This window comes from Phenylobacterium sp. (assembly GCF_046290725.1).
Lineage (GTDB): Bacteria > Pseudomonadota > Alphaproteobacteria > Caulobacterales > Caulobacteraceae > Phenylobacterium.
This window is the reverse complement of record NZ_JBKBUH010000001.1, coordinates 961,485-980,147: the sequence shown is the minus strand read 5'-3', so window position 1 is coordinate 980,147 and position 18,663 is coordinate 961,485. Positions and strand designations below refer to the sequence as shown.

19 protein-coding genes are annotated in these 18,663 nt (G+C 71.2%); 18 read left to right on the top strand and 1 reads right to left on the bottom strand.

What is annotated here, in order from left to right; translation table 11 throughout:
- Positions 1-52: 52 nt before the first annotated feature.
- Positions 53-1,534 carry a methyl-accepting chemotaxis protein gene (locus ACK41C_RS05185; RefSeq protein ID WP_409651160.1) on the bottom strand — a complete coding sequence of 494 codons (1,482 nt, stop codon included), beginning with the start codon at positions 1,532-1,534 and terminating at the stop codon, positions 53-55.
- 261 nt (positions 1,535-1,795) lie between these two features.
- On the opposite strand from ACK41C_RS05185, the gene ACK41C_RS05180 reads away from it, so the two are divergent.
- The 18 genes from ACK41C_RS05180 to trmB all read left to right on the top strand — a co-directional run bounded on the left by ACK41C_RS05180 (position 1,796) and on the right by trmB (position 18,648).
- Positions 1,796-2,050, top strand: coding sequence for a hypothetical protein (locus ACK41C_RS05180; protein ID WP_409651158.1), 255 nt, complete (start codon positions 1,796-1,798; stop codon positions 2,048-2,050).
- Between the two features lie 85 nt (positions 2,051-2,135).
- Positions 2,136-4,961 (top strand): [protein-PII] uridylyltransferase, encoded by a 2,826-nt coding sequence (locus ACK41C_RS05175; RefSeq protein ID WP_409651156.1) that lies wholly within the window; start codon positions 2,136-2,138, stop codon positions 4,959-4,961.
- A gap of 52 nt (positions 4,962-5,013) precedes the next feature.
- Positions 5,014-6,639, top strand: a complete 1,626-nt coding sequence (gene murJ, locus ACK41C_RS05170; RefSeq protein WP_409651154.1) for a murein biosynthesis integral membrane protein MurJ — start codon at positions 5,014-5,016, stop codon at positions 6,637-6,639.
- A gap of 143 nt (positions 6,640-6,782) precedes the next feature.
- Entirely contained in the window at positions 6,783-7,817 is a 1,035-nt protein-coding gene (gene trpS / locus ACK41C_RS05165) for a tryptophan--tRNA ligase (protein ID WP_409651152.1), read from the top strand.
- A gap of 54 nt (positions 7,818-7,871) precedes the next feature.
- Positions 7,872-8,345, top strand: coding sequence for a universal stress protein (locus ACK41C_RS05160; protein ID WP_409651150.1), 474 nt, complete (start codon positions 7,872-7,874; stop codon positions 8,343-8,345).
- A 60-nt stretch (positions 8,346-8,405) separates the two neighbouring features.
- Positions 8,406-8,978, top strand: coding sequence for a NifU family protein (locus ACK41C_RS05155; protein WP_409651148.1), 573 nt, complete (start codon positions 8,406-8,408; stop codon positions 8,976-8,978).
- 25 nt (positions 8,979-9,003) lie between these two features.
- The gene (gene tsaB / locus ACK41C_RS05150) at positions 9,004-9,639 is read left to right on the top strand and encodes a tRNA (adenosine(37)-N6)-threonylcarbamoyltransferase complex dimerization subunit type 1 TsaB (protein ID WP_409651146.1); all 636 of its coding nucleotides are present in this window, start codon (positions 9,004-9,006) and stop codon (positions 9,637-9,639) included.
- Entirely contained in the window at positions 9,636-10,118 is a 483-nt protein-coding gene (locus ACK41C_RS05145) for a GNAT family N-acetyltransferase (protein WP_409651144.1), read from the top strand. Before tsaB ends, ACK41C_RS05145 begins: the two co-directional genes overlap by 4 nt.
- Before the next feature lie 13 nt (positions 10,119-10,131).
- The gene (locus ACK41C_RS05140) at positions 10,132-10,539 is read left to right on the top strand and encodes a Fur family transcriptional regulator (RefSeq protein ID WP_409651142.1); all 408 of its coding nucleotides are present in this window, start codon (positions 10,132-10,134) and stop codon (positions 10,537-10,539) included.
- A 51-nt stretch (positions 10,540-10,590) separates the two neighbouring features.
- Positions 10,591-11,922, top strand: a complete 1,332-nt coding sequence (gene miaB, locus ACK41C_RS05135; protein ID WP_409651140.1) for a tRNA (N6-isopentenyl adenosine(37)-C2)-methylthiotransferase MiaB — start codon at positions 10,591-10,593, stop codon at positions 11,920-11,922.
- Positions 11,919-12,872 carry a PhoH family protein gene (locus tag ACK41C_RS05130; protein ID WP_409651138.1) on the top strand — a complete coding sequence of 318 codons (954 nt, stop codon included), beginning with the start codon at positions 11,919-11,921 and terminating at the stop codon, positions 12,870-12,872. Before miaB ends, ACK41C_RS05130 begins: the two co-directional genes overlap by 4 nt.
- Complete coding sequence (gene ybeY / locus ACK41C_RS05125) at positions 12,869-13,333, top strand: rRNA maturation RNase YbeY (RefSeq protein ID WP_409651136.1); 465 nt, start codon at positions 12,869-12,871, stop codon at positions 13,331-13,333. The genes ACK41C_RS05130 and ybeY overlap by 4 nt, the downstream gene beginning before the upstream one ends.
- Positions 13,326-14,213, top strand: coding sequence for a hemolysin family protein (locus tag ACK41C_RS05120; protein WP_409651134.1), 888 nt, complete (start codon positions 13,326-13,328; stop codon positions 14,211-14,213). Before ybeY ends, ACK41C_RS05120 begins: the two co-directional genes overlap by 8 nt.
- The gene (lnt, locus tag ACK41C_RS05115; protein ID WP_409651132.1) at positions 14,210-15,781 is read left to right on the top strand and encodes an apolipoprotein N-acyltransferase; all 1,572 of its coding nucleotides are present in this window, start codon (positions 14,210-14,212) and stop codon (positions 15,779-15,781) included. The genes ACK41C_RS05120 and lnt overlap by 4 nt, the downstream gene beginning before the upstream one ends.
- Before the next feature lie 31 nt (positions 15,782-15,812).
- Entirely contained in the window at positions 15,813-16,244 is a 432-nt protein-coding gene (locus ACK41C_RS05110) for a helix-turn-helix domain-containing protein (RefSeq protein ID WP_409651130.1), read from the top strand.
- A 109-nt stretch (positions 16,245-16,353) separates the two neighbouring features.
- On the top strand, positions 16,354-17,574 hold the full coding sequence (gene metK, locus ACK41C_RS05105; RefSeq protein ID WP_409651128.1) for a methionine adenosyltransferase: 1,221 nt from the start codon (positions 16,354-16,356) through the stop codon (positions 17,572-17,574).
- A gap of 59 nt (positions 17,575-17,633) precedes the next feature.
- The gene (locus ACK41C_RS05100; protein WP_409651126.1) at positions 17,634-17,966 is read left to right on the top strand and encodes a YkvA family protein; all 333 of its coding nucleotides are present in this window, start codon (positions 17,634-17,636) and stop codon (positions 17,964-17,966) included.
- A gap of 10 nt (positions 17,967-17,976) precedes the next feature.
- Entirely contained in the window at positions 17,977-18,648 is a 672-nt protein-coding gene (trmB, locus tag ACK41C_RS05095) for a tRNA (guanosine(46)-N7)-methyltransferase TrmB (protein ID WP_409651124.1), read from the top strand.
- Positions 18,649-18,663 lie beyond the last annotated feature (15 nt).

The window sequence follows — 18,663 nt, the reverse complement described above, 5'->3', positions numbered from 1 at the left end:
TCGGGTGTTCCGGACACCAACGGCCCGGCCGGCGGTTCGATCCGAGAAAGCCTCAGGCGGCGCGGCGCGCGCCCGGCGCCTGAGCCGCGCTAAGCCGGAAGCCGCCGATCAGCTGAGCCAGGCGCTCGGCCTCCCGGGCGAGACTGGCGGCCGCAGCGGCGGTCTCCTGCACCATGGCGGCGTTCTGTTGGGTGACCCGGTCCATGTCGGAGACGGCGGTGTTCACCTGGCTCAGGCCGGAGGCCTGCTCCTGGGTGGAGGCGGAGATCTCGCCCACCAGCCCGTGGACGTCGGTTACCCGGCCGACGATCCGGGTGAGCGCCTCGCCCGTGCGGCCCACCAGTTCGACCCCTTGGCTCACCTGGTCGGAGGACTCCGTGATCAGGCCCTTGATCTCCTTGGCCGCCTCGGCGGCTCGCTGGGCGAGCGCCCGGACTTCGGAGGCCACGACGGCGAAGCCCTTGCCGGCCTCGCCGGCGCGGGCGGCCTCCACCCCGGCGTTCAGGGCCAAGAGGTTGGTCTGGAAGGCGATCTCGTCGATCACCCCGATGATCTGGCCGATCTGACGGGACGAAGCCTCGATCGCGCTCATCGCCTCGATCGCCGACTCCACCACCGGCGCGCTCTGTTCGGCGTCCTGGCGGGCCTCGGACACGGCGCCGGCCGTGTGGCGGGCGGTCTCGGCGGAGCGGCGGACGGTGGCGGTGATCTCCTCCACAGCCGCCGCGGTCTCTTCCAGGCTCGCGGCCTGATGCTCGGTGCGGCGCGACAGGTCCTCGCCCGACCGTTCCAATTCGCCCACCGTGCTTCCCACGGCCTCCACCGCGACGGCGACCGCCGAGATGGCCTGGTCCAGATGGGCGACGGCGGCGTTGAAGTCGGCGCGCAGACGCTCGTACTCGCCGGGCAGGGGCCGGTCGATCCGTGCGGAGAGATCGCCCTGGGCGAGGCCGGTCAGGGCGCTCGCCAGGGCCTGGACGACGGCCGCCTGCTCGGCGGCGGCCTTCTGCCGTTCGGCCTCGGCTCTAGCGCGCTCGGCCGCGGCGGCCTCCACATAGACGTCGAGCACCAGGGACATGTCGAGCAGGGTGGCCTTGATCAGCGCCGCCACGGCGTCGGCGTCGTCGTCGGCGGACTTGCGGGCGCCGAAGCCTTTCGGCCGCTTGGCCTTCAGGGTCGCGCGGACGAGCTGTTCCAGTACGAGGGCGTATCCGCCCACATACCAACGCGGCTCCAGGCCGATCCGCGCATGGGTTTCGCCGATGGCGCGCACCCCCTTGGCGTAGGGTTCGGAGAACTCCCCGGCGGCGATCCCGTCCCAGTGACGCAGCTGGGCCTTGTGGGCGCCTGCGATATGAGTCTCATCGCGAAAATGGGCCCGTGTGTCTGGAAAGCGCCGGACCTGTTCGTAGAACGCATCGAGCGCCGCCGGCAGTTCGCGGGCGATCAGGGGGCGCAGGTCGCGCAGCTCTCGCCGCGTCGCCTCCGTCATCTGCATGAAGGACAGGCGCGTGTGCAGGTCTTCGCCGGACATGGGACTCTCTCTCGCGGCGGGAAGCGGAAGCGCCGCATAACTATCCTGCCTGCGCCGCGAGGGTTAACGAGCCCCTAAGCCTGACCGTGGCGAAATGACGAATCCTCATTCCGCCTGCCTGCGACCGCACGCCGCAGGCGGCTGTGTTGCAACGCACCATGTTAACCACTGCGCTGCACAATATTTTAATCGCGAGCGTCGAAAACGCCCTCCGACGAGCGCGGCGTCTCCTCCCCATGACCGCGCATTGGAGAATTTCAGATGATCCGTTTCGTGACCCTCGCGGCCGTCGCCGCCTTTGCTTTCGCCGCCCCGGCTTCGGCCGCCGAAGTCCGCGTTTCGCTGACCGGCAAGTCCTCCGCCCAGATCGAGGCCGAGATCGTCCAGGCCGCCCGTTCGGTCTGCCTGCGCGAAACCGCCTTCGAGACCCTGGTGCAGGACGCCTACGGCCGCTGCGTGCGCGCCACGGTGAAGTCGGCGACCGCCAAGCTGGCGTCGGTTCAGGCCGCGGACTGATCGCGAAACGAACGATCGTTCAAGGAAAGGCCGGCGAGCTTCGCCGGCCTTTTTCTTTTCCGCGCCGCCCGCCTATATCCAAGCCATGCCGCCCCGACTTCGCCCGACCCGCCTGGAATATGTCGTCGACGGGGTGCGGCTGCGGGCCCAGCTCTCCGCCGCGGCCCTGGACGCCCTGGGCGACGAGGCCGAGCAGCGGCGCCGGGCGCTGGAGATCCTGAAGGCGGCCCTGTTCCGCGGCCGGATGATCGCCAAGGAGCGGCTGGAGAACGGCGCCGGCGGCATTGAGACCGCCCGCCTGCTCTCGGGCGTCACCGACGAGGTGGTCACCGCCCTCTACGACTTCACCACCGTTCACATGTTCCGGGCCCGCAACCCGACCGAGGGCGAGCGCCTGGCCCTGATGGCCGTGGGCGGCTACGGCCGCGGAGCGCTGGCGCCCTTCTCCGACCTCGATCTCTTGTTCCTGCGGCCCTACAAGCAGACCGCACACACCGAGAGCGTGATCGAGTACATGCTCTATGCGCTCTGGGACCTGGGCTTCAAGGTCGGCCACGCCTCGCGGACGGTGGAGGAGTGCGTCAAGCTCGCCCGCGAGGACTACACCATCCGCACCGCCCTTCTGGAGGCGCGCCGCCTGGCCGGCGACGAGGCCCTGGCCGAGGAGCTGAAGCGCCGATTCCGCGCCGAGGTGGTCAAGGGCACCGCCGCCCAGTTCGTCGCCGCCAAGCTGAAGGAGCGCGACATCCGCCAGGAGCGGGCCGGCGCAAGCCGCTACATGGTCGAGCCGAACGTCAAGGAGGGGAAGGGGGGCTTGCGCGACCTCAACACCCTCTTCTGGATCGCCCAGTACCTGCATCCGGTGGAGCAGGTGGACGGCATGGTCCAGCTCGACATGTTCGACCGGCGCGAGGTGGCGGCCTTCATCCGCGCCTTCGATTTCCTGTGGGCGGTGCGCTGCCACCTGCACTTCGCCACCGGCCGTCCGGAGGAGCGGCTGACCTTCGATTTGCAGCCGGAGATCGCCCGCCGCATGGGCTATGGCGACCGCGGCGACGCCCCAGCGGTGGAGCGGTTCATGCGCCGCTACTTCCTGATCGCCAAGGAGGTGGGCTCGCTGACGCGGACATTCGCCGCCAAGCTGGAGGCCGACCGCATCAAGCAGAAGCCGACGGGGATCTCGCGCCTGATTCCCGGGCGTGGGCGGGTCAAGCGCAAGAAGCTGGACCCCGGCTTCCACGAGGAGGGCGGCCGGCTCAATATCGACGGCCGGGAAGTGTTCGAGCGCGACCCGGTGAACCTGCTTCGCCTGTTCCGCCTGGCTGACCAGCACAATCTCGACCTGCATCCCGACGCCTTCACCGCCGCCACCCGCTGCGCGCCCCTGATCGGCTCCAAGGTGCGGCGCGACCCCCTGGCGGCGCGGGTCTTCCTCGACATACTGGCCCATGGCCGCGACCCGCAGCGGACGCTGTCGATGATGAACGAGGCCGACGTGCTGGGCCGGTTCATCCCGGAGTGGGGGCGCATCGTCGCCCAGATGCAGTTCAACATGTACCACTCCTATACGGTGGACGAGCACACCCTGCGGGCGGTGGGGGTGATCGCCGACATCGCCGAGGGCCGGTTCGCCGAGGACCACCCGCTGTCGACCCAGATCATGCCGCTGATCGACGACCGCGAGGCGCTGTTCCTGGCCATGCTGCTGCACGACACCGGCAAGGGCGGGGCCGGCGGCCAGGAGAAGGCCGGGGCGCGCGCCGCCCGCCAGGCCTGCGAGCGCCTGGGGCTGGACCGCAAGCGCATCGAGATGGTCGCCTGGCTGGTGGAGCATCATCTGGTGATGAGCGACTACGCCCAGAAGCGCGACGTCTCCGATCCCCGCACGGTCGCCGACTTCGCCCGCATCGTAGAGACGCCCGAGCGCCTGCGTCTGCTGCTGGTGCTGACCGTGGCCGACATCCGTGCGGTGGGGCCGGGAGTCTGGAACGGCTGGAAGGGCCAGCTGATGCGCGAGCTCTACGGCGCCACCGAGGCGGTGTTCCGCGGCGGGCGCGGCTCCGACGCCGCCGCCCAGATCCGCCGCTATCACGAGAACGCCGCCTACGACGCCCGCGTGCGCCTGATCGCCGCCGACCCGGCGGCCGAGGCCTGGGCGACGGCCATGGAGGACGCCTATTTCACCGCCTTCTCCGACGCGGAGATCCTGGCCCATGCGGCCCTGGCGCGGCGCGCAGGCGAAACCGGCGGCGTCGCGGCCGAGGGGCGCGTGAAGCCCGAACTCAACGCCTCGGAAGTGACGGTCGCCGCTCCGGACCGCCAGCGCCTGTTCGTCGACCTCGCCCAGGCCGTGACGGCCACCGGGGCCAATATCGTCGGCGCACGGGTCTATACCTCGCGCGACGGCCAGGCGCTGGACGCCTTCTATGTGCAGGACGCCACCGGCGGGCCGGTGGGCGCCGACAACGCCGGGGCGCTACGCCGCCTGGTCGATGCGGTGGAGGCCGGCGGCCGCGGCGAGCCGGCCGCCATCGACGGCAGGCGCTCGGGCGACCTCGGCCGCGCGGCGGCCTTCGCCATCACCCCCACGGTGATGCTGGACAACGACGCCTCGGAAGCCTCGACCGTCGTGGAGGCCTCCGGCCGCGACCGGCCGGGCCTCCTGGTGGCGCTGGCCCGCAACATCGCCGACGCCGGGCTTTCGATTCTGTCGGCCCACATCGATTCCTACGGCGAGCGCGCGGTGGACGCCTTCTACGTCGTCGGGGCGGACGGCGGGAAGGTGACCGATCCGAAGAAGGTGGCGGCCCTGAAGGCCAGCCTCATGGCCTCGCTCGACGCCGCCGAGGCCCAGGCGGCCGCCAAGGGCCGGGCCAATCTGCAGAAGGCCCGCGCCAGCGTCGCGCGGTGAGGCGCCGGCCCCGGCTTGACCGGCGCGCCGGGCTCGGCGCACACACGGCCTCGTGACCGCGCCCGCCACCAACCCGCCGAAGGGCGGCCTGATCCGCTCCTCGATGGTGCTGTCGGGCCTGACGCTCGTCAGCCGCGTCATGGGCCTGGCCCGGGACCTGGTGCTGACCGCGCGCCTGGGGGCCAGCGCCACCATCGGCGCCGACGCCTACTATACCGCGCTCGCCTTCCCGAACCTGTTCCGCCGGATCTTCGCCGAAGGAGCCTTCGCCTCGGCCTTCGTGCCGGCCTACACCAAGACCCTGACTGGCGAGGGGCAGGCGCAGGCCGACCGGATCGCCTCCGACGCCCTGGCCACGCTTGCGGCCGCCACGCTCGCCCTGACGCTCGCCGCGCAGTTGGCCATGCCTTGGCTGATGTTCGTCATCAATCCCGGCTATGTGGACGACCCGGCCAAGTTCAAGCTGGCGGTGGTGCTGACCCAGATCACCATGCCCTACCTGCCGTGCATGGCCATCGGGGCGCTGCTCTCCGGCGTGCTGAACGCGCACCGGCGGTTCATCCTGACGGGCATCTTCCCGACCATCCTCAACGCGGTGATGCTGATCGTGGTGCTGCCGCAGACCGACCCGCTGCGGGCGGCCTATGCGGCGGCCATCGGCGTGCCGATCGCGGGCGTGCTGCAGGCGGGGCTGCTGTGGTGGGGGGTGCGGCGCACGGGCGCCAAGATCCGCCTGGCCCGGCCCAAGCTGTCGCCGGAGATCAAGGCGCTGATCGCGCTCGCCATTCCCGGGACCATCGCGGCCAGCGCCGTGCAGATCAACATCTTCGTCTCCGGCATCCTCGCCTCGATGGTGGCCGGCGGCCGGGCGTGGATGGAGGTGGCCGCGCGGCTCTATCAGCTGCCGCTCGGCCTGATCGGTGTGGCGGTGGGGGTGGCCCTGCTGCCGCGGCTCTCCAGCGCCGTGCAGGCCAAGGACGCCGACGACGCCCAGGGCGCGACCGACCAGGCGGTGGTCTTCTCGCTGGCGCTCACGGCCCCTGCGGCCGCGGCCCTGATCGCCATGCCCTTCTTCCTGATCGACGGCCTCTTCACCCGCGGCGTGTTCACGCCGGAGGACGCGCGCGAGACGGGCAAGGTCCTGCTGCAATACGGCTGGGGGGTGCCGGCCTTCGTGCTGGTGCGGGTGCTGCAGCCGGCCTTCTTCGCCCGCGCCGACACGAAGAGCCCGATGCGCTTCGGCCTGATCTCGGTGGCGGTGAACATCGTGCTCGGTGTCTCGCTCTTCCCCCTGGTGGGCGTGCAGGGCATCGCAGCGGCGACCTCCGTCGCCGCCTGGCTGAACGTCGCCCAGCTGGCGGTGCTGCTGGCCCGCCGCGGCGACTACACGCCCTCGGCGCGGGCCTGGAGCAAGATCGGGCGGATCCTGGCGGCGAGCGCCGTCTTCGGCCTGCTGCTGGCGGCGGCTTCGCACTACCGGTCGGTGCTGGAGGCGCCGCTCCGCGGTCTCGCCCTGCCGGGCCTGGGCGCGAAGGAGATCGCCATCCTCTCGGTCAGCGCCGTGGGCGTGGCGGTCTATGGGCTGCTGCTGCTGGCGGTGCGCGGGATCACGCCGACGGAAATTCGCGCGGCCCTGCGGCGACGCCCCGGGGACGCGGCCGTCCCCACCGACCTCTGAGGCTTGCCCGCGCCGCGCGCCTGGCTTAAGGGGCTCCGCCATGGCTTTCGACCGCACCACCTGGCGATGGCGCAGCGCCTGATCCCCTCCGCTCGGCGCGCGGCCGCGCGCCTGTCGCCTCTCCAGATTCGAAGCCCGATCCCATGACCGATCAAGCTCCCCCGTCCTATACGGGTCCCCAGCGCGTGCTCTCCGGCGTCCAGCCGTCCGGCGCCCTGCATCTCGGCAACTATCTCGGCGCCCTGGTGAAGTTCACCCGGCTGCAGCACGAGGTGGAGACCTTCATCTTCGTGGCCGACATGCATGCGATCACCGTCTGGCAGGACCCCAAGCTGCTGGCCGATCAGGTGCGGGAGATCGCCGCGGCCTATCTCGCCTCCGGCCTGGACCCGAAGGTCGCCACCATCTTCCCCCAGTCGGCGGTGAACGCCCACGCCGAGCTCGCCTGGATCTTCAACTGCGTCGCCCGCCTCGGCTGGCTCGACCGCATGACCCAGTTCAAGGAGAAGGCGGGCAAGCACAAGGAGCGGGAGAGCGTCGGCCTCTACACCTATCCGGTGCTGCAGGCCGCCGACATCCTGGTCTACAAGGCCACCCAGGTGCCGGTGGGCGACGACCAGCGCCAGCACCTGGAGCTGACCCGCGACATCGCCGCGAAGTTCAACCACGACTTCGACGTCCCGGCCTTCTTTCCCCTGCCCGAGGCCCTGACCCAGGGGCCGGGCGCACGGATCATGTCGCTGCGGGACGGCTCGGCGAAGATGTCCAAGTCCGATCCGTCGGACAATTCGCGCCTGAACCTCCTGGACGACGCCGACACCGTCGCCCAGAAGATCCGCAAGGCGAAGACCGATCCCGAGCCCCTGCCGGACAATCTGGAGGACCTCGCCAAGCGGCCGGAAGCCCAGAACCTGGTGGGAATCTACGCCGCCCTGGATGGCCGCAGCTCCGCCGAGGTTCTGGCGGAGTTCGCCGGCCAGGGCTTCGGCGCCTTCAAGCCGAAACTCGCCGACCTCGCCGTCGCCAAGCTCGGCCCGGTCGGGGCGGAGATGCGCCGGCTGATGGCCGACCCGGCCGAGATCGACCGGATCCTTCTGGCGGGCGCCGAGCGGGCGCGAGAGGCCGCCGCGCCGACCCTGGCGGAGGTGAAGCGGATCGTGGGGTTCTGGGGCGCTTAAGACCCTGCGGCGCGGAGGCTTGCCGAAAGCCCCGCGCCGCGCCACCGTCCCGATATGAGCCAACGCAAGTTCCTCGTCATCGCCGACGACAGCCCGGAGTTCCAGGCGGCCCTGCGCTTCGCCTGCCGGCGCGCCCGCTCCACCGGGGGCCACGTGGCCCTGCTGCGGGTGATCGAGCCGGCGGTGTTCGAGCACTGGTCGGGGGTGCGCGAGGAGATCCAGCGCCAGGCTCGCGAAGAGGCCGAGGCCGAGCTTCAGAAATCGGCCGAGTTCGTGGTCGCCGAGACCGGCCAGCCGCCGGAATTCATCATCCAGAACGCCGACAATGTACGGGCGGCCCTGCGCAAGGTCATTTCCGAGGATCCCGACATCAAGATCCTGGTGCTCGCCGCCGCGGTGGGCGGCCGCGGCCCGGGGCCGCTCGTCTCCTCCATCGCCAAGGAAGGCGTGAAGTGGGGTTCGCGCAAGGTGCCGGTGACGGTGGTGCCCGGCGATCTGACCGACGAGGAGATCGCGGACCTCGCCTGATCCTCCGGCGGCGGCGCCGGAAAACTTGCGATTCCGCGCCCGAACGGCCACATCAGGGCCATGTTCATCCAGACCGAAGCCACCCCGAACCCCGAGGTCCTGAAGTTCCTGCCCGGCCGGGAAGTGCTGGGCGAGGGCTCGCGGGACTTTCGCTCGATGGAGGAGGCCCAGGCCTCGCCGCTGGCGGCCGACCTGTTCGACATCGAGGGCGTGGTGCGGGTGTTCTTCGGGCCCGACTTCGTGACCGTCGGCAAGGGGCCGCATCACGACTGGCCGCACCTGAAGGCGCCGATCCTGGCGGCGATCATGGACCACTTCACCTCCGGCCGGCCCCTCTTCGCCGACGCCGCCGAGGGCGCGGGCGGCCACGACGAGACGGCCTATGAGGGCGAGACCGCCCAGGTGGTGGCCGAGATCAAGGACCTGCTCGACACCCGCATCCGCCCGGCGGTCGCCCAGGACGGCGGCGACATCCTCTTCAACCGCTTCGAACCCGAGACCGGGGTCGTCTGGCTGCACATGCGCGGCGCCTGTTCGGGCTGCCCGTCCTCCTCGGCGACACTCAAGGCCGGGGTGGAGAACATGCTCAAGCACTACGTGCCCGAGGTGACCCGCGTCGAGCAGGTGGCGTGAGGCCGACCGGCCGCCGCCGCGTTCGATGAGGATTCTCGCCCTCGACACCTGCCTGTCGGCCTGTTCGGCGGCCGTGGTGGAGGATGGACGCGTGCGCGCCAGCCTGAGCGAAGCCATGGCCCGCGGTCATCAGGAGCGCCTGGCGCCGCTGGTCGCCGAGGTCGTGGCCGCGTCGGGCATGACCTTCGCAGATCTGGATCGCATCGCGGTCACCGTGGGTCCCGGCTCCTTCACGGGCCTGCGTGTGGGTCTCGCTTTCGCCAAGGGACTGGGTGCGGCCCTCGGCGTCCCTGTGGTCGGGATCGGCTCGCTGGAAGCTCTGGCCGAGCCCCAGTCCGGCGTCGTGCTGGCTGCGCTCGACGCCCGGCGGGATCAGGTCTACCTGCAGGGCTTCGCCGACGGGCGGGCGGTCACCGCCCCCGACGTCCTGCCTGTGGAGATCGCCGCAGCCCGGGTGGCCGAGCTTTCGCCCGACCGGCTCGTGGGCTCCGGGGCTCCTTTTCTCGCCGCCGTGGCCCCGCAGGCGCGGGTGGAGCCGTCGGACCGCATCGATCCCGTCGCCGTCGCCCGGCTGGCGGGCCGGCGAGACCCGGCGCCGCCGCGGCCGCTCTATCTCCGCGCCCCGGACGCCCGCCTTCCCGGCGGAATCCTGCCGGCATGAGGCTGCGCGGCGCCTGGGCGCATGAGGCCGACGCTCTCGCCGCCGTCCACGCGACGGCCTTCGGCCAGGGCTGGAGCGCGGCGGAGATCGCCGCCCTGGTCGATGGACCGGGCGGCTTCGCCCTGCTGGTGGAAGACGAGGTCCCGCTGGGATTCATCCTTTGCCGCGCCCTGGCCGGCGAGGCCGAGATCCTGACCCTGGCGGTCGTTCCCGCCGCCCGCCGCCGCGGCCTGGGGCGAGCCCTGGTCGAGGCCGCGGCGGGCGCGGCGGCCCTGGCCGGGGCCGAAGCCCTGTTCCTGGAGGTCGCCGAGGACAACCCCGCCGCGCTGGACCTCTATCGCGGCGCCGGGTTCGCCGTTGTCGGCGCGCGCCGCGGCTATTATGCCCGCGAGGGCGGAACGGCGGCCGACGCCGTGGTCATGCGCCGCGAGCTTGGCCCAAGCCCGCTCTCGACCTATCCTGGCGAAGCGAACGAGTAAGGAGGCGCGCCACGTGGACCGACTGGAGAGCCTGTGCGTCGAGAAGGGCATGCGCATGACCGAGCAGCGCCGCGTGATCGCGCGCGTGCTTTCGGCCGCCCATGACCACCCGGATGTGGAGGAGCTCTACCGCCGGGCCCACGAGATCGACCCGCACATCTCCATCGCGACGGTCTATCGGACGGTCCGCCTGTTCGAAGAGGCGGGCATCATCGCCCGCCACGATTTCCGCGACGGCCGTTCCCGCTACGAAGAGGCCACCGAGGTTCACCACGACCACCTGATCGACATGAAGACCGGCAAGGTCGTGGAGTTCGTCGACGAGGAGATCGAGGCCCTCCAAGAAGCCATCGCCCGGAAGCTGGGCTACAAGCTGGTCGACCACCGGCTCGAGCTCTACGGCGTCCCCATCGAGGAATGAGCCGGTGGGCATGCGCTTGCGTGCGGCGGGCCGCAACCCCATAACCCGCCCATGACTGCTCAAGCGCCCGCCAAGCGCCTCTACATCAAGACCTACGGCTGTCAGATGAACGTCTATGACAGCGAGCGCATGGCCGATGTCCTTGCGCCGCTGGGCTATGGGCTGACCGACACCCCCGAAGGCGCCGACCTGGTGGTGCTGAACACCTGCCATATCCGCGAGAAGGCGACGGAGAAGGTCTATTCCGAGCTCGGTCAGATCAAGCGGCTGAAGGACAAGGCCGACGGCGCCATGACCATCGCCGTGGCCGGCTGCGTGGCTCAGGCCGAGGGCGAGGAGATCCTGCGCCGCCAGCCGGCGGTGGACCTGGTGGTCGGACCTCAGGCCTATCATCAACTGCCTGAGCTGATCGCCAGGGCTCATCGCGCCCGTGGCGAGCGCCTGGCCGCCGAGTTCGCCGCGGACGAGAAGTTCGACGCGCTCCCGATCGCCCGGAACCCGAGCGGCGTGACCGCCTTCCTCACCGTCCAGGAGGGCTGCGACAAGTTCTGCACCTTCTGCGTGGTGCCCTATACGCGGGGGGCGGAGTGGTCGCGGCCGGTCGAGGCGATCCTTGCCGAGGCCCGCGACCTCGCCGCCAAGGGCGTGCGCGAGGTCACCCTGCTGGGCCAGAACGTCAACGCCTATGCGGGCGAGGGCGGGCTGGCGGGGCTCGTCCGCCGGCTGGCGCAGATCGAAGGCCTGGACCGCATCCGCTACACCACCAGCCACCCGCGCGACATGGACGAGGCGCTGATCGCCGCCCACGGCGAAGTCGAGGCTCTTATGCCCTACCTGCACCTGCCGGTGCAGGCCGGCTCCGACAAGATCCTGAAGGCGATGAACCGCGGCCACACCGCCGAGGGCTATCTGCGCCTGGTGGAGAAGATCCGCGCCGCGCGGCCCGACATCGCCCTGTCCGGCGACTTCATCGTCGGCTTCCCCGGCGAGCGTGACGCCGATTTCGAGGCCACCTTGCAGCTGGTGCGCGAGGTCGGCTACGGCTCGGCCTTCACCTTCAAGTATTCCCGCCGCCCGGGCACGCCGGCCGCCGCTCTGCCGGGCCAGGTCGCCGAAGAGGTGAAGGAGGAGCGCCTGGCGCGCCTCAACGCCTTGATCGAGGCGCAGCAGCGCGCCTTCAACGCCGCCCAGGCGGGCCGCGTCCTGCCGGTGCTGTTCGAGAAGCCCGGCCGTCATCCCGGCCAGCTGGTCGGGCGCAGCCCCTACCTGCAGGCCGTGCACGCCGACGCGCCGGATCGGCTGATCGGCCGGATCGTTCCGGTGCGGATCGAATCCGCCTCGCGCATGAGCCTGGCCGGGGCGCTGGAACTGGAGCCCGCTTGAGCAAGTCGCCCGAGTTCATTCCCCTGTCCGACGACGCGGTCCGGGCGGTCGCCGGCGCCGCCAGCCGCCACGCGGCCCTGATCGAGGACGCCTTCGACGTGCTGGTGGAGACCCCCGGCGGGGGGGTGCAGCTGGAGGGCGACACCCGCAACCGCGCCGCCGCCAAGCGGGTGGTCCAGGCCTTGGCCGACCGGGCCGACAAGGGGCACGAGGTCAACGAGGCCGACGTGCGGGTCGCCATCGGTCAGGCGCGCTCCCAGGGCGGTCGCGCCCCGGCCGGCCTGCCCCAGGGCCGGCGCGGCCAGGTAGCGCCCAAGACCCCGGGCCAGGCGAACTATCTTCAGGCCCTGGCCAACTGCGAGCTGGTGTTCGGCCTGGGCCCCGCAGGCACCGGCAAGACCTTCCTGGCCGTGGCGCACGGTGCGGGGCTTCTGCTGCGCGGCGAGGTGGACCGGCTGATCGTCTCGCGCCCGGCGGTCGAGGCCGGCGAGCGGCTGGGGTTTCTGCCCGGCGATCTGACCGAGAAGGTCGACCCGTACATGGCGCCGGTCTGGGAAGCCTTGACCGACATCCTGGGCGCCGACCAGCTCCGTCGCCGGCGCGACAAGGGGGAGATCGAGGTGGCGCCCATCGCCTTCCTGCGCGGGCGCACGCTGAGCCACGCCTTCATCATCGTCGACGAGGCCCAGAACGCCACGCGGCTGCAGATGAAGATGGTGCTGACGCGCCTGGGCGAGGGCGCGCGCATGGTGGTGACCGGCGACCCTACCCAGATCGACCTGGTCAATTCCGCCGATTCCGGCCTGGCCCACGCGGTGGGCCTGTTGGAGGGGGTAAAGGGCGTGGGGATCAACCGCTTCGGCGCCGAGGACGTGGTCCGCCATCCGCTGGTGGAGCGCATCGTGCGCGCCTACGACGCCGACGCGGCCAAGCGCGGACAGGCGGTGTGATCGACATCGAGATCGAGGACCAGGCCTGGAGCTACACCGAAGGCGAGGTGGAGGCTCTCACGCTCGCCGCCGCCGAGGCCGCTCTGGCCGCGGCGGACTTCGAAGGCGGCCGGGTGACCATCCTGCTCACCGACGACGCCACTGTGCACGACCTGAACCACCGCTTCCGCGGCAAGGACGCCCCCACCAACGTGCTCTCCTTCCCGGCGCCTTCGAATCCGGAGCGGCACCTGGGCGACGTGGCGTTGGCCTTCGGCGTCTGCGCGCGCGAGGCCGAGGCGCAGGCCAAGCCCTTTTCCCATCACCTGCAACACCTGGTGGCGCACGGGGTGCTCCATCTTGTAGGATACGACCACGAGACCGACGCCGAGGCCGAACAGATGGAAGGCCTTGAGCGCGTCGTCCTGGCCGGGCTGGGGGTCCCCGACCCCTATTCGGCCGAGCAGGGAGACCATGACTAGCTCCTCGGACGGCTCATCCAGTCGGCCCGAACCCGCCAGGCCCAGCCGCGGTGTTCGGGCGTTCCTTCGCAGGCTCCGCGGCCAGAACGGCGGCGAATCCCCCGCCGCGGCGCCGGCCCCCGACACGGCCGGCCACATGCTGGTCGAACGGGCCGCCGCGTTCCAGTCCATGCGGGTGAGCGACGTGATGACGCCGCGCGCCGACATCGTGGCCGTGGAGCTGTCGGCCCCGTTCTCCGAGGTGGTGGAGCGTTTCGTCGAGGCCGAACACAGCCGGATGCCGATTTTCCGCGAGACGCTCGACGACCCTGTGGGCGTGATCCACGTGAAGGACATCTTCAAGCTGCTGGCCGGCGGCCCGGGGCGCCGGCCGGGCCCCAACGACCTGATCCTCCAGAGGCTGCGCCGCGATGCGCTCTATGTGCCCGGCTCCATGCGTGCAGCCGACCTGCTGCTGCGGATGCAGGCCGAACGCACCCACATGGCCCTGGTCATCGACGAGTTCGGCGGCACCGACGGCCTGGTGACCATGGAAGACCTGGTCGAGGCGGTGGTCGGCGAGATCGACGACGAGCACGACGAGGCCGCGGCCGCCGAGATCACCGCCCGGCCGGGCGGGGTGTTCGACGTCGACGCCCGGGCCCCGCTGGAGACGCTGGAAGAGGCGCTGCGGGCCGATCTTATGCCGGCGGACTTCGAGGAGGAGATCGACACCGTCGGGGGGCTGGTTTCGGCCCTGGCCGGCCGGGTGCCGCAGCGGGGCGAGCTGATCGTCCATCCGCTAGGCTTCGAGATCTCGATCCTCGACGCCGACCCGCGGCGGATCAAGCGCGTGCGCGTGAAGCCCGCCGCGCCCGGCGAACCCGCGGCGGCGGCTTGAAGGCCAGGCTTCCGCCCGCCTGGACGGCAAGGCTGGGCGCGCTCGCCGCCGGCCTGGCCGCAGCCCTCGCCCATCCGCCGTTCGGCCTGATCCTCGGCCTGCTCGGCTATGGCCTGATGATGCGGTTGGCCGAGACGGCGGGTCCAAGACCCCTGCGCTCGGCCTTCTTCCGCGGCTGGCTGGCCGGCGTCGGCTATTTCGGCCTGGGCGTCTGGTGGGTGACCGAAGCCTTCCTGGTGGACGCCGCGGCCCACGGCTGGATGGCCCCCTTCGCCCTGCTGTTGCTGGCGGGCGGCCTCGCCCTCTTCTGGGGGCTGGCCGCACTGCTCTACCGGCTGGCGCGGCCCAGGGGGCTTGCTCGCGTGCTGGTCTTCGCCGGCGCGTTTTCGGCGGCCGAGTGGCTGCGCGGCCATGTGCTGACGGGCTTTCCCTGGAACCTGCCGGGGGAGGCCTGGATCGCCGGCGGCGCCGTCTCCCAGGCGGCGGCCTATGTGGGGGTCTACGGCCTGACCTGGATCACGGTGGCGGTCGCCGCCGCCCCGGCCCTGGCCTTCGACGCCGCGCCGCGCCGCGCCCGGGCGATCGCTGTGGGGCTGGCGGCGCTGGCGTTGGCGGGCCTCTACGGCGCGGGGGCCGCGCGCCTGGCGGCGAGCCCGAACGCCGCGCCTCACGCGCCTCTGATCCGCATCGTCCAGGCCAATATCGACCAGAAGGACAAGTGGAAGCCGGAGAACCTCGACCAGATCGTGGCCGACTATGCGGCGCTCTCGCAGCGTCCCGGCGCGCCCGACCTGGTGATCTGGCCCGAAGGCGCCCTGCCGGCGGTGATCGACGACCTGGTCGCGCCCGGCAGCCCCTATGTGCGCCGCATCGCCGCCGCGGTTCCCCCCGAGGGCCTGCTGCTGATGGGGGCCAACCGGGTCGACTACGCGCCAGGGGGCGGGCTCGACTACTTCAACAGCCTGGTCGCCTTCGGGCGGGCGGGATCCGGCCTGCGGGTGGCGGGGGTCTACGACAAGCACCGGCTGGTGCCGTTCGGCGAGTTCCTGCCGTTCGGCGACTTGGCCACCCGGCTCGGGATCCGCAGCCTGGTCCACATGCCGGAGGACTTCAGCTTCGGGCCGGAGCCGGCGCCCCTGCGCCTCCCCGGCGCGCCGCCGGTCCAGCCGCTGATCTGCTACGAGGCGCTGTTCCCGGGCTTCGCCTCGCAGGCCGCACGGCGCGCCGGCTTCCGTCCCGACTGGCTGCTCAACATCTCCAACGACGCATGGTTCGGCGCCACCAGCGGCCCCTGGCAGCACCTCAACCTCGCTAGCTACCGGGCCATCGAGGAGGGCCTGCCGATCGTGCGCGCCACGCCGACCGGCGTCTCGGCGGTGATCGACGCCCAAGGGCGGATCGTCGGCGAACGGTTGGAGCTGGGCGAGGCCGGCGTGGTCGACACCCGCCTGCCGCCGGCGCTGAACCCCACCCCCTACGCCCGCTTTGGCGGCCTCGGACTTGCGCTGATGCTGCTGGTCTCGGCCGGCGCGGCCCTGGCCATGCGGCTTGGCCGATCGGCGTTTTGACGGCCCAACGCCTGTTCGTCTAGGGTAAGACATGGTCAAGGATGCCGACGCCGCCCCGAACCCCATCGACCAGCACGTCGGCCTGCGGATCCGACTCCGGCGCAAGGAGCTGGGGGTCAGCCAGGAGCGGCTGGCCGAGGCGATCGGCCTGACCTTCCAGCAGGTGCAGAAGTACGAACGCGCCGCCAATCGCGTCTCGGCCTCCAAGCTCTACGACGTGGCCCGGGCGCTGGAGACCAACGTCGCCTATTTCTTCGAGGGGCTGGACGAGCTCGGCGAAGCCGCCGCGCCCTCCGAACAGCGCGCCGCCGCCCAGGCCTTCCTGATGACGCCCGAGGGCTTGGAGCTGGCGGCCCTCTTTCCGCAGTTGCGCCGGCCGAAGATCCGCCGACGCATCCTCGATCTCGTCCGTGCGATGGTCGAGGAGGATGAGAGCGCGCCCGCGGTCGCCGAGGCGGTTTGACGCCGCCCGCAGCGGCTTGCGGGATATAAAGATTTCTTTATAGGTTCCCCCGACCTTTCCGTCGGGGCGGCCCGTTGCGGCCCCCCGAGCCCTGTGCGGAGCCTTCGTCTTGAGCCGTTCCTCCTACATCTTCACCAGCGAAAGCGTGTCCGAAGGTCATCCGGACAAGGTGGCCGACCGCATCTCCGACACGGTGGTGGACGCCTTCCTGTCGGCGGAGCCGGAAGCGCGGGTCGCCTGCGAGACCCTGGTCACCACCAACCGCATCGTGCTGGCCGGCGAGGTTCGCGCCGCCAAGCCGGGCGCCTCCAAGGCCGAGAACAAGGCGCTCACCAAGGAGATCCTGGCGTCGTTGGAGCCGAAGGTCCGCGCGGCGGTGAAGGACATCGGCTACGAGCAGAAGGGCTTCCACTGGCAGAAGGCGAAGTTCGCCAACTTCCTGCACGCCCAGTCGGCCCACATCGCCCAGGGCGTCGACGCCACCGACAAGAAGGAAGAGGGCGCCGGCGACCAGGGCATCATGTTCGGCTACGCCTGCGACGAGACGCCTGAGCTGATGCCGGCGACCCTGCAGTATTCGCACGACATCCTGCGCAAGCTGGCCGAGGTGCGCCACTCCGGCGAGTGCGAGGCCCTGGAGCCCGACGCCAAGAGCCAGGTCACCCTGCTCTACCAGGACGGCCGCCCGGTCGAGGTGCTGAAGATCGTGGTCTCGACCCAGCACAAGAAGAAGATCGCCGGGGCCTCGGCTACGCCGAAGCGGGTCCAGGAACTGATCCGACCCTATGTGGAAGGCGTCTTCCCCGCCGGTCTGATCACCAGGAAGACCAAGTGGCACGTGAATCCCACCGGCCGCTTCGAGATCGGGGGGCCGGACGGCGACGCCGGGGTGACCGGCCGCAAGATCATCGTCGACACCTATGGCGGCGCCTCGCCGCACGGCGGCGGCGCCTTTTCCGGCAAGGATCCGACCAAGGTGGACCGGTCGGCCGCCTATGCTTGCCGCTACCTGGCCAAGAACGTCGTGGCCGCCGGCCTGGCGCGCAAGTGCACCATCCAGATCAGCTACGCCATCGGCGTGGCCCAGCCGCTGTCGTTCTATGTGGACCTGCACGGCACCGGCGAGGTGGCTCCTGAGACGCTGGAAAAGGCCTTGCCGGAGATGATCGGCGGCGCCACCCCGCGCGCGATCCGCGAGCATCTGGGCCTCAACCGTCCGATCTACGCCCGCACCGCCGCCTACGGCCACTTCGGCCGCCAGCCCGACAACGAGGGCGGCTTCTCCTGGGAGCGGACCGACCTGGTCGATCAGCTCAAAGGCCTGGCCTGAGCTTCGATGCGCTGAGGCGCTGGGCTTTCGCGCTGAAGCGCGACGCCCACGCCGTCTGGTTGGCGGCGCGGGACCCCGAGACCCCGCCGCTCGCCAAGCTGGTGGCGCTCGCCACCGCCGCCTATGCGCTGTCGCCCATCGATTTGATCCCGGACTTCGTGCCGGTGCTGGGCTATCTCGACGACCTGATCCTCGGGCCGCTCGGCCTATGGCTGGCCCTGCGGCTGATTCCGCCGGAGGTCCTGGCGCGCCACCGCGCCGCCGCCGAGGTCGCCGCCGCCCGGCCGGTCAGCCGCGCCGGGGGCCTGGCGGTCCTCATCGTGTGGATCGCCGTCGCTCTCGTCACGGCTGGGTTGCTGTTGGCGGTTCCCTGGCGCGGCCCCATCCGCTAGAGCGCGCGCCATGGAAGACCACGGACCCCTGCGCTCCTTCGGCCGGCTGAAGTCGCGCCCCATCAAGCCGCGTCAGGCGGCGCTGATGGAGGCGTTGCTGCCGGAGATCCGCGTCCCGCAGGAGGCGTTCGATCCCCGGGCGCTCATGCCCGGCGCGGCCGAGGTCTGGCTGGAGATCGGCTTCGGCGGCGGCGAGCACATGGCCGCCCAGGCGGCGCGCCGGCCGGAGGTTCTGGTGATCGGCGCTGAGCCCTTCCTGAACGGCGTGGCCAGCGCCGTGCGCCACGTGGAGGAGCAAGGCCTTTCCAACGTCCGCCTCCACGATGGCGACGCCCGCGAGCTGCTGGCGCGCCTGCCCGACGCATGCCTGGACCGGGCCTTCATCCTGTTCCCCGATCCGTGGCCGAAGGCGCGGCACCACAAGCGCCGGCTGATCCAGCCGGAGGTGGTCGCGGAACTGGCGCGGGCGCTGAAGCCCGGCGGACGGCTGCGCTTCGCCACCGACTGGGCGAACTATGCCGACTGGACCTTGGAGCGGGTGCTGGCCTCGGGCCTCTTCCGCTGGGAGGCCGAGCGGGCGGACGACTGGCGCCGCCCGCCCTTGGACCACATCACCACCCGCTACGAGGAAAAGCGGCTGGGCGACTGCGCCCCGGTGTTCTTCGACTTCGTGCGCCGATAGCGGCGCGGTCGAGGA